Below are 13,052 nucleotides of genomic sequence, written 5' to 3' on the forward strand. Positions count from 1 at the left end.
CCATGCAGGTGAACATGACCGTCAACGGCGAGGCAGTGAGCGCCGAGGTGGAACCGCGCATGCTGCTGGTCCATTTTCTCCGCGACCAGCTGGGCCTGACCGGGACCCATTGGGGCTGCGATACCAGCAACTGCGGCACGTGCGTCGTCACCGTGGACGGCGATCCGGTGAAGTCGTGCACGATGCTCGCCGCGATGGCGAGCGGGCACGACGTCCGCACGGTCGAGGGCCTCGAACACGACGGCGAACTCGATCCCGTCCAGCAGGGCTTCATGCAGTGCCACGGACTGCAGTGCGGGTTCTGCACCCCCGGCATGATGATGACGGCGCGGGCACTGCTCGACCGGGAGGAGAGCCCGGACGAGGCCACGATCCGGGAAGCGATCTCCGGGCAGATCTGTCGCTGCACCGGGTACACCACGATCGTGCGCTCGATCCAGTGGGCGGCGGACCATCGGGCGGGCGAGGCCGCCGAGCCGGAACCGGCCGGCGACTTCGACGCGGAGGTCCAGGAGGACAAGACACGGGGCGCCGAGGGCGCACCGATGACAGTCGAGGAACACGCACCCACCGGAAGTGCATCATGACCACCGTCGAATCCCGTCCGCCGTCGGGCGGCGCCGACATCGTCGACAACGACAAGAAGCCCTGCGGCCACGGTCGCATGTTGCGCAAGGAGGACCCCCGCTTCATCCGGGGGCTCGGAAATTACGTCGACGACATCACCCTCCCCGGCATGCTGCACCTGGCGATCCTGCGGTCGCCGGTCGCGCACGCGCGGATCGTGAGCATCGATACCACTGCGGCGCAGGAACACCCGAAGGTGACGGCAGTGGTGACGGGCGCCGACCTCGCCGCGAAGAACCTCGCCTGGATGCCGACGCTGTCCAACGACGTGCAGGCCGTGCTGGCCACCGACAAGGTGCGTTTCCAGGGCCAGGAGGTGGCGTTCGTCATCGCCGAGGACCGGTATTCGGCCCGGGACGCGCTGGAACTGATCGACGTCGAATACGACATGCTCGATCCCGTCGTCGACGCGCGCGCCGCGCTCTCGCCCGATGCGCCGGTGATCCGCGACGACCTCGAAGGCAAGACGGACAATCACTGCTTCGACTGGGAGACAGGCGATGCCGCCGCGACCGAGGCCGTGTTCGCGAAGGCGGACGTGGTGGTGAAGCAGGAGATCGTCTACCCCAGGGTGCATCCGGCGCCGATGGAGACGTGCGGTGCGATCGCCGACGTCGACCGGGTGTCCGGCAAGCTCACCCTGTACACCACGTCGCAGGCCCCGCACGCGCACCGGACGATCTACGCCTTGGTCTCCGGGATCCCGGAGCACAAGATCCGGGTGGTGTCTCCGGACATCGGCGGCGGATTCGGTAACAAGGTCCCGATCTACCCGGGATACGTGTGTGCGATCGTGGCGTCGCTCGTGACGGGCAAACCGGTGAAGTGGATGGAGGATCGCAGCGAGAACCTGATGAGCACGGGCTTCGCACGCGACTACATCATGGTCGGCGAGATCGCGGCGACCAGCGAGGGCAAGATCCTCGCGATCCGCACGAAGGTGTTGGCGGATCACGGTGCGTTCAACGGCACGGCGGCCCCGGTGAAATATCCGGCCGGTTTCTTCGGCGTCTTCACCGGTAGCTACGACATCGAGGCCGCGCACTGCGCGATGACGGCGGTGTACACGAACAAGGCGCCCGGCGGGGTGGCGTACGCCTGCTCGTTCCGCATCACGGAGGCCGTGTATCTGGTCGAGCGGCTCGTCGACTGCCTGGCGTTCGATCTGAAGATGGATCCGGCGGAACTGCGGCTGAAGAATCTGCTGAGGCCGGAACAGTTCCCGTACACCAGCAAGACCGGGTGGGTGTACGACTCTGGCGACTACGAGACCACCATGCGCAAGGCCATGGACATGATCGGCTACCAGCAGTTGCGCGAGGAGCAGAAGGAACGCCGCGAACGCGGCGAGCTGATGGGAATCGGCATGTCGTTCTTCACCGAAGCCGTCGGTGCCGGACCCCGGAAGGACATGGACATCCTGGGCCTGGGCATGGCCGACGGCTGCGAACTGCGCGTCCACCCGACGGGCAAGGCCGTCGTGCGGTTGTCGGTGCAGACCCAGGGGCAGGGTCACGAGACGACGTTCGCGCAGATCGTGGCGGAGGAACTGGGGATCCCACCGGACGACATCGACGTCGTGCACGGCGACACCGACAACACGCCGTTCGGGCTCGGCACGTACGGCAGCCGGTCGACACCGGTGTCGGGGGCGGCCGCGGCGCTGGTGGCCCGCAAGGTGCGGGACAAGGCGAAGATCATCGCCTCGGGCATGCTCGAGGCCTCGGTCGCGGATCTGGAATGGGAGAAGGGCGAATTCCATGTGAAGGGCGATCCCTCGGCCAAGGTGACCATCCAGGACATCGCGATGCGGGCACACGGCGCCGGCGACCTGCCGGAGGGCATCGAAGGCGGACTCGACGCGCAGATCTGTTACAACCCCGAGAATCTGACGTACCCCTACGGCGCGTACTTCTGCGTCGTCGACATCGATCCCGGCACCGCCGTGGTGAAGGTGCGGCGGTTCCTCGCCGTCGACGACTGCGGCACCCGCATCAACCCGATGATCATCGAGGGGCAGGTCCACGGCGGCATCGTCGACGGCATCGGCATGGCACTCATGGAGATCATCGAGTTCGACGAGGACGGCAACTGCCTCGGCGGATCACTGATGGATTACCTGATCCCCACCGCGCTCGAGGTTCCGAAGCTCGAGACCGGATTCACCGTGACCCCGTCGCCGCACCACCCGATCGGCGCGAAGGGCATCGGCGAGTCCGCGACGGTCGGATCGCCCCCGGCCGTGGTGAACGCTGTCGTGGATGCGCTCGCCCCGTTCGGTGTCCGGCACGCCGACATGCCGCTCACCCCGTCCCGGGTGTGGGAGGCCATGCAGGGCCGCGCGACACCCCCGATCTGAATGTCGCCCGTCGGCTGCGAGGAGGCCCGATGGATCTGAAAGAGCGTGCGGCGCAACTGGCGCGCGACCGCAGGCCGTTCGTCCATGCGACTGTGGTGCGGGTGCAGCCGCCCACGTCCAGTCATTCCGGCGATGAGGCGATCCTCCTGCAGGACGGCACGATCGAGGGTTTCGTCGGCGGTCAGTGCGCGCAGAATTCGGTGCGCACGGCCGCCCTGGGGGCGCTGGCGACCAACGAGAGCGTGCTGTTGCGGGTCCTTCCCGACGGGGCCGTGCAATTCCCGGAGACTCCGGGCGCGTCCGTCGTGGTGAATCCGTGCCTGTCCGGCGGCGCCATGGAGATCTTCCTGGAGCCGCAACTGCCACCCCCGTTGGTGCGGATCTTCGGCACCACGCCGATCGCGCAGGCGTTGGGGGGCATATCGGAACTGCTGGGATTCACCGTCGAGCACGACGACGCCGGTTTCGAGCAGTTCTCCGGCACCACGGCGGTGGTGCTCGCCGGCCACGGCGGACCCGAAGGGGAGGTCATCCGTGCGGCGCTCGACGCCGGGATCGGGTATGTCGGGCTCGTCGCCAGCCGAACACGCGGTGGGGCCATCCTCGACACCCTGGGTCTCACCGAGTCCGAACGGTCGCGGGTACACACCCCCGTCGGTCTCGACATCGGGGCGCGGACGTCGGCGGAGATCGCGGTGTCGATCGCGGCCGAGTTGGTGCAGGAACTGCGGACCGCGGGACTTCGCGCGCCCGAGGGCGATTCGCATCCGCGGGCGGCGGTGACCGAGGCGGTCGATCCGGTGTGCGGGATGCGAGTCGTGGTGGGGCCGGATACCGCCCACCTGCGGCGGGACGGTGCCGACTTCTGGTTCTGCGGCCCGGGTTGCCGGACCTCGTTCGCGCGGGAGACGGGAGCGGTATGACGGAGGCGTTCGAGGACGTGGGGGACGTGGTCCGGCGCTTCGATGCCGAGGACTACCTTCTGGACTTCGGAACCGCGTCGGCCCTGTATCTCGCGGCAGCCCTGCGCCGCCCGCTCCTGCTCGAAGGCGAACCCGGAGTCGGCAAAACCACCGCGGCGAAGGCTCTCGCGACCGTCCTCGGCGCCCCGCTGATCCGGTTGCAGTGCTACGAGGGCCTCACCGCGAACGAGGCCCTCTACGACTGGAACTATCAGCGGCAGTTGCTCACCATCAGGCTGGCCGAATCGCGGGGCGACGGCCTGACCGAGGACGACCTGTTCACCGAGGAATTCCTGCTGGAACGTCCCATCCTCCACTGTGTGCGATATCGGGGACCGACCCCGCCCGTACTTCTGATCGACGAAATAGACCGAGCCGACGACGAGTTCGAGGCACTCCTCCTCGAATTCCTGGGGGAGGCATCGGTCACCGTTCCCGAACTGGGAACGTTCACGGCCGAACATCACCCCGTCGTCGTGCTGACGTCCAACCGGAGCCGCGACCTCCACGACGCGCTGCGCCGACGATGCCTCTACCACTGGATCGACTATCCGGAGCCGGTGCGGGCCGCCGCCATCGTGCGCCGCACGGTGCCCGCGGCGGCGGCGCCCCTCATCGAGCACGCCACCCGCTTCGTCGGCCGGGCCCGCGAACTCGATCTCGACAAGCCGCCCGGAATTGCCGAGACGATCGACTGGGTGTCCGCCCTCGCGGCGCTGGGGGTGGCCGATCTGGTTCGCGACGACGCGATCCAGAGCCTGAGTGCCCTCGCGAAGACCCCGGACGACCGCACAATAGTTCAGGACGCATTCGCGGACTACGCGCACGGCCTGGCCACCGGATGAGAGGCAACTGCCATGAAGATCGCCAACGAGTTCACCGTCAGCGCTCCGATCGAGCAGGCGTGGGAGGTGCTCAGCGACCTCGAGGAGGTTGCCCCCCTGCTACCCGGAGCTCAGATGACCGGGCGGGAGGGTGACGATTACCTGGGGAAAGTGAAGGTCAAGGTCGGCCCGGTGACCAGTGAGTTCAAAGGCAAGGCCGCGTTCGTCGTGCGCGATCCGAAGGAGCACCGCGCCGTGATCGACGCCCGCGGGAGGGACTCGCGCGGTTCCGGCAACGCGTCCGCGACGATCACCGCCCAGTTGCACGAGGTGGGCGACCGCACCCGCGTCACCGTGGACACCGACATGAAGATCGTCGGCAAACTCGCGCAGTTCGGCAGCGGAATGATCCAGCAGGTGTCGGAGAAACTCATGGGGCAGTTCGCGGAGTCGCTGGAAGCGAAGCTCGCCGGGGGACCCGCCGAGCAGGCCACGGCCGAGCCCGAGGCGGCCGGCACCACGAACCTCTCCGTGGCCCCGCCTGCCGCCGAACCGGCGCCGCTGGATCTTCTGGCGCTGTCCGGCGCGGGTGCGTGGAAACGGTACGCCCCCATTCTCGCTGCCATCCTCGCGGGAATCGTGGTCGTCCTCGTGGTGGGCCGCCGCAGGCGATGAGCGCGTCGGGCGTCCTGCGGGGCGTCGATCTCGCGGCGTTCGCGGTGGCACTCGTCGCCCGGTTGCGCTCCCGTGGTGTCGTCGTCTCGGCAAGTGGCCCCGCGGTGTTCGTGCAGGCGCTTCATCTGTCACCGGCGGGTTCGCGGTCGCGGCTGTACTGGTCGGCGCGTCTGACCCTGGTCAACCGCGTCGACGACCTCGCGTCGTTCGACGCGGTGTTCTCCGCGGTCTTCGATGACGCCGTGCTGTCCGTGGATCCGCACGCGCGACGCGCCGCGGCGGGACGAGAGAAGGCCCTCGCAGGTGTCCGCGACGGTCGCGACCGGCCCGGTGAGGCGCAGGACGTCGAGGGCGTGCCGTGGATGACACGACCGATGATGACCGGTGGCGACGACAGCGGCGAGGACGACCTTCACGACGCGCTCACCGCCGTGCCGGACACCCTGCCCAGCAGGCTCGTGGCCCGCGCCGACGAACCCTTCGCCCGATTCGACGCCGGCGACCTCCGGCTCCTCGGATCCTGGCTGGAACAGGCCACCGCCGCGTGGCCGTCCCGCCGCACCCGGCGTCGCGAAGTGCATCGCCGCGGCCGGCGTATCGATCTGCGCGCCACCATGAACCGGTCGAGGGCCACGGGCTGGGAACCGGTGGTTCTCGCGCGGAGCCGTCCCCGGAACCGCCCGCGGCGCATCGTGATGCTGTGCGACGTGAGCCGGTCGATGCAGCCGTACGCCGCGATCTATCTCCATCTGATGCGGGCGGCGGTGCAACGCCAGACCGCGGGCAGGCCGGAGGTGTTCGCGTTCTCCACGTCGCTGACGAGGCTCACGCCCGTGCTCGCCCACCGCAGCGCCGAGACCGCGGTCCGTAAGGCGAACGACAAGGTGGTCGACAGATTCGGTGGCACCCACATCGCGGGCAGCGTGAGCGAACTACTGGCGTCCCCGCACGGCAACGCGCTGCGCGGGGCAGTCGTGGTCATCGCGTCCGACGGCTGGGACAGCGACGACCCGAAGCGCCTGGCGCATGCCCTCACCAGGGTCCGTCGCCGCGCCCACCGACTGGTGTGGCTCAACCCCCGCGCCGGTGACCCCGACTTCCGGCCGCTCGCCGGATCGATGGCGGCTGCGCTGCCGTTCTGCGATGCCTTCCTCCCCGCGCACTCCGTGTCCGCGCTCCGCGACGTGCTCGACGTGATCGGCGGGATGGCATAGCGGGTGGCGCGATACCACCCCGAGGGTGCCTGGTCGCCGGCCCGTCCTTCGCCGAAGCTCTATGGACGGTGCACACCGCCCTTCAGCTCACAGGAGGAACCCACAATGTCGACTACCAGAACTTCCGCCAGAATCGTGGTCGCCATCGGGGCGATCCTCGCGGCTCTCTCGATTTCACTGGTGGGAACGGCCGAATTCGCCGGCGCCAGACCATGTCAGAACGATTGTCACGCGCCGGTTCCCAAACCGCCGGTCGACGGCTGCCAACTCTGCAATCCCAACCCACCGCCTCCGCCGCCCCCGCCGCCACGGTAGGGAAGAGTTCGGCATGCCAGACACGCGCCTCGGCCGCACGGTCGGGGCGCGTGTCGCGTTGTGGGCAAACCGCGCCGGCAGCGCTGGCCGAGTGCCCCGACTAATCCTCCGCGCCACCGGGATCCGGCTCGCCTTCGGCCTCGTCCCGGTCGGCCCACTCCAGCAGCGGTTCGAGCGAGAACACGGCGTCGTCGATTCCGGCATGCAGGTCACCGAGTTTCGCGAAGCGGTCGGGGACGGTGGCGATGGTGAACTCGTGCGGGTCCACGTCGTCGATCTCGTCCCACGTCACCGGTGTGGACACGGTCGCGTCGGGCACACCCCGCACCGAGTACGCGCTGGCGATGGTGTGATCGCGGGCGTTCTGGTTGTAGTCGACGAACAGTTTGCGCGGATCCCGGTCCTTCCGCCACCAGGTGGTGGTGACGTCCTGCGGGGCCCGGCGCTCCACTTCGCGGGCGAAGGCCAGCGCGGCCCGCCGGACGTCGCCGAAACCCCAGTCGGGCCGGATCCGGACGTAAACGTGCATGCCGCTTCCGCCCGACGTCTTCGGCCAGCCCGTCGCGCCCACTTCGTCGAGCACCTCGTGCACCACCCCGGCCACGCGCTGCACTGTGTCGAACCCGCACTCGGGCATCGGATCGAGATCGATCCGCCACTCGTCGGGACGTTCGACGTCAGCGCGGCGCGAGTTCCACGGATGGAACTCGACCGTGGACATCTGCACCGCCCAGATCACATCCGCCAGGTGCGTCACGCACAGTTCGTCGGCGTGACGGTTGTACCGCGGAAACGTCACCCGCACCGTCTGGACCCAGTCGGGCGCACCGTGCGGCAACCGCTTCTGGTGGACCTTCTCGCCGCTCAGGCCGTCCGGAAAGCGGTGCATCATGCAGGGGCGTTCGCGCAGGGCGCGCACGATCCCGTCGCCGACGCTCAGGTAGTAGTTCGCGAGGTCGAGCTTCGTGGCACCGGTCGCGGGGAAGTAGACGCGCTCCGGGTGCGAGATCCGCACGGTCCGGTCGCCGACCTCCAGTTCGACAGCGGGAGCCTTGCTCTTGCCGGTCGCCATTCAGTCAACTTAACCCGCGTTCGATCCCTTCCGCCCTGTTTGCAGACGGTTTCGCTGGATTCACAGGCAATAGCGCGTGAATCCGGCCAATGTCCGTGCGTCTGTGGGGCGGGGGTCAGAAGCCGGGCGCCCGGCCGCCGTTCCACAGTTGTTCGGTGACGTCGTGGAAGCAGACGAGGGTCACCGGATCGTCCTCCCGACGGAGAATGGGCCGGCTGACGAGTGCACGCACTCGGGACCCGTCCTGATGTGTGAGGTCGACGGGTGCGGTGTCGGACTCGCGGAGGTGCTCGACCGCGTCGGCACCTGTCGGTGCGTCGTCCAGGGCGAGGAGTTCGGACACCGGGTGTCCGCGCAGTGAAGCGACGGGATAACCCAGCATCTCCTCGAAAGCACTGTTCGCGTGGACGACGGTGCCGTCGCTCTCGACCGCCAGGACGGGAACCGGAAGGCGTTCGAGCAGGACGAGGGCGGGTAGCTGCTCGAGGTAGCCCAAGGGAGTTTCCGGGGTCGGGCGACGTCTCTCCTCATGCTCTGCCTGTGCGCTCACAGACCTATACTCTCACCGATTCCGACCGCTCGTCCCGTTGTCGCCGCAGACGGCGATTCAGCGGTGCGCGGACTCGACCATCGGTTCGGTCGCGAGGATCCGTCCGTCGCCGCTGACAATGGTCAGGGCGGACGGGGTCAGCCGGTACTGGGTGCCGCCGTCGCCGGTGGCCACGAAGCCGGTACCGCTCGAGATCGGATCGTCGACGGAGATGGCGGCGCCGTCGCTGATGCGCACGCCCTGGTAGTAGTAGCGGCCCACTCCCGTCTCGCAGACCACGACGAGAGACTTCGTGGTGCGACCGATGAACACCGCCGGGTTGGTGTAGTTGCAGCGCGCGTCGGACGGGGCCAGGAAACCTTGCCGATCGGCGCCCGACACCTCGCCGACGATCGTCGGCGGGGGAGCCGTCGTCGTACGCGGCGTCGTCACGGCAGGCGGGACCGTCGCCGGAGCCGCGGACGCGGCGGGTACGTCCTCTGTGGCCGAGGCGCGCACCTGACTGCTGGTGGCCGCGGCGACGGTGGATGCGTCCGGTGTGTTCCGATCCAGCACGAGCCATCCGACCACCCCGCCGAGGACCAGCAGCGCAATCACCAGCACGGTCACCGTCACCGGCAGGGCCACCGACCGTCGTGCCGGCGGGGCGTAGGGAGTCGACGGGTAATACGGCGCCGCCGGGGGCTGCGCAGGTGGTTCGCCGTGGAATGCGGTCGGCGGGTAGACCGGTGGACGGCCGCGGTCGTCGACGCGCGTCGGTTCGGACCGCATCCCCGACGAGGGTTCCGGGCGGGTCGCGATGTCGGGTTCGGTCCTCCGCTCGCGAGCGGTCAACGCGGACCGGGCGGCGGCCGCGAAGTCGCCGGCCGTCGGGTACCGATCGCGGGGGTCCTTCGCCAGGCCTCGGGCGATCACCTCGTCGAACGCGGCGGGCACGTCGGGTCGAATCGAGCTGGGGCTGGGCACCGGCGTCGTGAGGTGGGCGCGGATCGCGCTGCTGATGCTGTTGGACGGGAACGGGATGGACCCCGTGAGGCATTCGTAGAGGACACACGCCAGCGAGTAGACGTCCGCGCGGGCATCGACCGGCGCATTGTCGAACCGCTCGGGCGCCATGTACGCGTAGGAGCCGACGGCACTGCCGAGCGTGGTCAGGCGGAGGTCGGAACTCGAGTGCGCGATACCGAAGTCGACGAGGTACGCGAACTCCCCGGCGGTGACGAGGATGTTCTCCGGCTTGACGTCGCGGTGGATGAGACCGTCGGTGTGCGCGGCGTCGAGCGCCGCCGCGATCTGGTCGACGATCGCGACCGCGTGTGCGGGACCCATCGGGCCCCGTGTGCGGAGCAGTGAACGCAGATCCTGTCCCACGACCAGGCGCATGTCGATGTACAGCACACCGTCGATTTCGCCCCAGTCGTGAATCGGAATGACGTGCGGCTCCTGCAACCGCGCCGCGGCATGCGATTCGCGTCGGAACCGCTGCTGGTAGGTGGGGTCCTTCGCGAGGTCGACGTCGAGGATCTTGAGGGCGACGGTGCGATCCTTGGTGGTGTCGTACGCCTCGTACACCTCACCCATTCCGCCTCGTCCGAGCAGAGCCCTGAGATGGTATTGCCCGAACTGCGAGCCGACCCGTGTACCTGCCGCCATTGCCACCCCCCTCGAAGCCGGAAACAGCACGATACACGCAGATGTCGCGCTGTCCTGGGACGCTCGCGACACCCGCCGCACCCGCGACGCGGCCAGAGATCGTTCGGAAAATCCGTTGCTCGACCTCACCGCTGTCCGTAGTGTCACGTGGCTTTGTCAACCCGTTCACAGAAGGAGTTCACCTCGACATGGAACCCGTCACCGAACGCGACATCAGGTCGTCGTTCATCAACTGCTCCAAAGGCGACGCCAAGCGTCTGCCCGTCCCTCGGGATCTGGACGATCGGCCCTGGGACGACCTCGACTTCCTCGGCTGGAGTGACCCGTCGTTTCCCGGCCGCTGCTATGTCGTCGTGCCGCGAGACGGTGGTCTGGTCGGCGTCGCGCTGCGCTACGAAACGGGCGGTTATCGCCGCGCACAGATGTGCACCGTCTGCATGACCACGCACGCCAACGGCGGCGTCTCGCTGATGACCGCGCGCAAGTCGGGTGAATCCGGACGCCGCGGCAACTCGATCGGCACCTACATGTGCGCCGATCTCGCCTGCTCGCTCTACGCGCGCCGGAAGAAGTCGCCCGCGCTGGGCAGGCAGTACCGCGAGGATCTCGAGCCCGAGGAGCGGATCGCGCGGGTCCGCGACAACCTCGATGCCTTCATCGCGAGGGTCTACGGCTGACCGACCCGACACCCACCCACCGTGCAGCTCGGTAGCTGCTGACAAGAATCGGAGGTAGATGCCATGCGCCGACATTCGAGGAACCCACTTCCCGGTGGACCCCGAGTTCGGAGACACTGCAACGAGACTCGGGGTGTTCGGGACTCCTCTCCGGTCGAGACGGCCCGGACGCTAGCGGGACCGTCCTGTCCGGAGAGGATTCCCGAACTACGCTCGTCGACGCCGAGAACTGAAGTGGGCAAACACCTTCGCCATGATCGGGGTGGTGACGAGCATGATGACCAGGCGCAACACCTGAGCGGCCGCGACGAACGTGACATTGGAGGCGGTGGATGCCGAGACGGCCAGCACCGCCGCCAGGCCACCGGGCGTGGTGGCGAGATAGGCCTCGAGCAGGCTCGCGCCGGTGAGGTGGGAGAGTAGGACGCCCAGCCCGGCGCAGGCCGCCCCGACCAGCAAGGTGAGCAGCGCCGCGTACGGCAGGATTCGTCCGATCGCCCGCAGGCTCGCCCGGTCGAACGCGAGCCCAGCCTGCCAGCCGATGAGGATCAGCGCGGCGGTCATCAGCATCGGCGGGACCGCGACCGCGTCGCTCCAGCCGCCGAGTTCGAACCCGGCACTCACGGCCAGCGGACCCAATGTCGCGGGCGCGGGTAGTCGCACGAGTGACGCCACAGCGGTGCCGCCCACGATGAACAGTGCCAGGAATGGCAGGGTCACATACCATTCGGACCCGCCGCCCTCGGTGCCTGTCACGGTGTCTGCACCGGTATCCGCGCGGAAGCCGAACGTGACGATCATCGGCATCGACACGACGACGAGCGCCACCCTCAGATACTGCACCACTGCGACGACCCGGTCGTCGCCGCCGAGTTCGCGGGCCATCGCGACGAGTCCGGTGGCGCCGCCCGCAGTCATGGAGAGGGATCCGGTCACCGCGTCCACGTCACGGTGCAGCGCGAGGAGGGCGCCGGCCGCCACGCTGAGCGCGAGAGTCGCGGCCGCGATCGAGACCACCGGCACCCACATCGAGCCTAGGGCGGCGATCGTGTCCCGGTGCACCATCAGTCCGACGGCGCTCGCCAGCACTCCCTGGGCAAGCTTCCCCAGCGGGCGGGGCACGCGGGACGGGCCCCAGCCGGTGACGGCCAGGGTCGCCGCGACGATCAGAGCCGAGAAGAGACCGGCCGCTGTCAGTCCGACGCTCTCGCCGAGCGCCCAGCCGCCGATCGAGAGTGCGATCAGTGCGGCCCACCGAAGTCCGTGACGGCGCAGTTCGGACGCGCGCGTCGGCACGGATCGTTCGGTGGATTGCACGTCGTTCACGTGTGGACGCCTACTTCGGGATGCTGTTCCTGTTCTATGGTGCGCATTAGCGTATACCTTAGCTCATACGGTGGTGAACGTTAGGATGTATGCATGGCGCGCGAAAGCAAGAGCGAACAGGTATACGTGCAGCTCAAACAGGACATTCTGAACGGGACCCTGTCTCCGGGGCAGTCGCTGAGTGCTATCGACGTGGGCACGCGGTTCTCGGCGTCTCGCACCCCGGTGCGTCAGGCCTTCCTTCGGCTCGAAGCAGACGGGCTGGTCTCGCTCACCGACCGGCAGGGGGCACGCGTCGCTCCCATCTCCATCAAGAGTGTTCGGGACCTGTTCGAGCTACGCATCCTGCTCGAGGCGGCCGCGGCGCGCATGGTCGCCGAGGCCGTCGGCCGGGACACCGCGGCCCGGCAGCAATTCGACGAGGTAGCGGACGCACTCGGGGCGATCTCGGAGGAGGACCCGTCCGAGTCCCGGCGGGATCGTTTCTACGAACTCACCGAAACGTACGACCAGGCGGTGATCGCGCACACCCGGAACTCGCAACTGGCCCGATCGATTGCCGAACTCCGGCCGCACACGGAGAGACTGCGCAACATCGCCCACTCCCACCCGGACCGTCTGGACGTCTCGCTGGCGGAGCACCGGGCGATGTGCCGTGCGATCCTCGCCGGCGACGGACCGGCGGCTGCCGCGGCCTGCACCGAGCACCTGACCCAGACGCAGAAGACCATCCTCGACGCGGTCGTCGATCCGCAGGGATCGGCCGTCGCCATCGACCTGGTCACCGCGTAGTCGGCA

Annotated in this window: 12 protein-coding genes; 8 read left to right on the plus strand and 4 right to left on the minus strand. The window is 68.4% G+C overall.

The window, feature by feature from the left end:
* Positions 1–2 precede the first annotated feature (2 nt).
* The 6 genes from G9373_RS22530 to G9373_RS22555 are packed head-to-tail and all read left to right on the plus strand — an operon-like array spanning position 3 to position 6,661.
* Positions 3–587: a (2Fe-2S)-binding protein gene (locus G9373_RS22530; protein WP_005258492.1), complete on the plus strand. Its 585-nt coding sequence runs from the start codon at positions 3–5 to the stop codon at positions 585–587.
* On the plus strand, positions 584–2,986 hold the full coding sequence (locus tag G9373_RS22535; protein ID WP_005566271.1) for an aerobic carbon-monoxide dehydrogenase large subunit: 2,403 nt from the start codon (positions 584–586) through the stop codon (positions 2,984–2,986). Before G9373_RS22530 ends, G9373_RS22535 begins: the two co-directional genes overlap by 4 nt.
* A 29-nt stretch (positions 2,987–3,015) precedes the next feature.
* The gene (locus G9373_RS22540; RefSeq protein WP_120659605.1) at positions 3,016–3,909 is read left to right on the plus strand and encodes an XdhC family protein; all 894 of its coding nucleotides are present in this window, start codon (positions 3,016–3,018) and stop codon (positions 3,907–3,909) included.
* A complete protein-coding gene (locus G9373_RS22545; protein ID WP_005258486.1) occupies positions 3,906–4,793 on the plus strand; it encodes a MoxR family ATPase in 888 nt (295 codons plus the stop codon). The genes G9373_RS22540 and G9373_RS22545 overlap by 4 nt, the downstream gene beginning before the upstream one ends.
* A gap of 12 nt (positions 4,794–4,805) precedes the next feature.
* Positions 4,806–5,447, plus strand: coding sequence for an SRPBCC family protein (locus tag G9373_RS22550; RefSeq protein ID WP_005566267.1), 642 nt, complete (start codon positions 4,806–4,808; stop codon positions 5,445–5,447).
* Entirely contained in the window at positions 5,444–6,661 is a 1,218-nt protein-coding gene (locus G9373_RS22555; RefSeq protein WP_167116849.1) for a VWA domain-containing protein, read from the plus strand. The genes G9373_RS22550 and G9373_RS22555 overlap by 4 nt, the downstream gene beginning before the upstream one ends.
* 415 nt (positions 6,662–7,076) lie before the next feature.
* On the opposite strand, the gene ligD is transcribed toward G9373_RS22555, so the two are convergent.
* From ligD to G9373_RS22570, 3 genes are all read right to left on the minus strand, one after another.
* Positions 7,077–8,048, minus strand: a complete 972-nt coding sequence (gene ligD, locus G9373_RS22560; RefSeq protein ID WP_005566263.1) for a non-homologous end-joining DNA ligase — start codon at positions 8,046–8,048, stop codon at positions 7,077–7,079.
* Positions 8,049–8,163: 115 nt separating this feature from the next.
* Positions 8,164–8,598 (minus strand): PAS domain-containing protein, encoded by a 435-nt coding sequence (locus G9373_RS22565; protein ID WP_043789608.1) that lies wholly within the window; start codon positions 8,596–8,598, stop codon positions 8,164–8,166.
* 57 nt (positions 8,599–8,655) lie between these two features.
* Entirely contained in the window at positions 8,656–10,251 is a 1,596-nt protein-coding gene (locus G9373_RS22570) for a serine/threonine-protein kinase (protein ID WP_005566259.1), read from the minus strand.
* A gap of 188 nt (positions 10,252–10,439) precedes the next feature.
* Here G9373_RS22570 and G9373_RS22575 point away from each other — a divergent pair, with 188 nt between their 5' ends.
* A complete protein-coding gene (locus tag G9373_RS22575) occupies positions 10,440–10,928 on the plus strand; it encodes an FBP domain-containing protein (protein WP_005566258.1) in 489 nt (162 codons plus the stop codon).
* Positions 10,929–11,135: 207 nt separating this feature from the next.
* Here G9373_RS22575 and G9373_RS22580 read toward each other — a convergent pair whose 3' ends face one another.
* Positions 11,136–12,254 carry an AbrB family transcriptional regulator gene (locus G9373_RS22580; protein ID WP_005258473.1) on the minus strand — a complete coding sequence of 373 codons (1,119 nt, stop codon included), beginning with the start codon at positions 12,252–12,254 and terminating at the stop codon, positions 11,136–11,138.
* Positions 12,255–12,347: 93 nt separating this feature from the next.
* On the opposite strand from G9373_RS22580, the gene G9373_RS22585 reads away from it, so the two are divergent.
* Positions 12,348–13,046 carry a GntR family transcriptional regulator gene (locus tag G9373_RS22585; RefSeq protein ID WP_005566256.1) on the plus strand — a complete coding sequence of 233 codons (699 nt, stop codon included), beginning with the start codon at positions 12,348–12,350 and terminating at the stop codon, positions 13,044–13,046.
* Positions 13,047–13,052 lie beyond the last annotated feature (6 nt).

It is taken from the genome of Rhodococcus sp. A14 (assembly GCF_011603105.1).
In the GTDB taxonomy this organism is placed as follows: Bacteria; Actinomycetota; Actinomycetes; order Mycobacteriales; family Mycobacteriaceae; genus Rhodococcus_F; species Rhodococcus_F opacus.

What these genes read in the sequence shown, in the direction of transcription:
- G9373_RS22530 (WP_005258492.1), top strand. Translation starts at nt 3, where the DNA reads ATGCAGGTGAACATGACCGTCAACGGCGAGGCAGTGAGCGCCGAGGTG.
- G9373_RS22535 (WP_005566271.1), top strand. Translation starts at nt 584, where the DNA reads ATGACCACCGTCGAATCCCGTCCGCCGTCGGGCGGCGCCGACATCGTC.
- G9373_RS22540 (WP_120659605.1), top strand. Translation starts at nt 3,016, where the DNA reads ATGGATCTGAAAGAGCGTGCGGCGCAACTGGCGCGCGACCGCAGGCCG.
- G9373_RS22545 (WP_005258486.1), top strand. Translation starts at nt 3,906, where the DNA reads ATGACGGAGGCGTTCGAGGACGTGGGGGACGTGGTCCGGCGCTTCGAT.
- G9373_RS22550 (WP_005566267.1), top strand. Translation starts at nt 4,806, where the DNA reads ATGAAGATCGCCAACGAGTTCACCGTCAGCGCTCCGATCGAGCAGGCG.
- G9373_RS22555 (WP_167116849.1), top strand. Translation starts at nt 5,444, where the DNA reads ATGAGCGCGTCGGGCGTCCTGCGGGGCGTCGATCTCGCGGCGTTCGCG.
- ligD (WP_005566263.1), bottom strand. Translation starts at nt 8,048, where the DNA reads ATGGCGACCGGCAAGAGCAAGGCTCCCGCTGTCGAACTGGAGGTCGGC.
- G9373_RS22570 (WP_005566259.1), bottom strand. Translation starts at nt 10,251, where the DNA reads ATGGCGGCAGGTACACGGGTCGGCTCGCAGTTCGGGCAATACCATCTC.
- G9373_RS22575 (WP_005566258.1), top strand. Translation starts at nt 10,440, where the DNA reads ATGGAACCCGTCACCGAACGCGACATCAGGTCGTCGTTCATCAACTGC.
- G9373_RS22585 (WP_005566256.1), top strand. Translation starts at nt 12,348, where the DNA reads ATGGCGCGCGAAAGCAAGAGCGAACAGGTATACGTGCAGCTCAAACAG.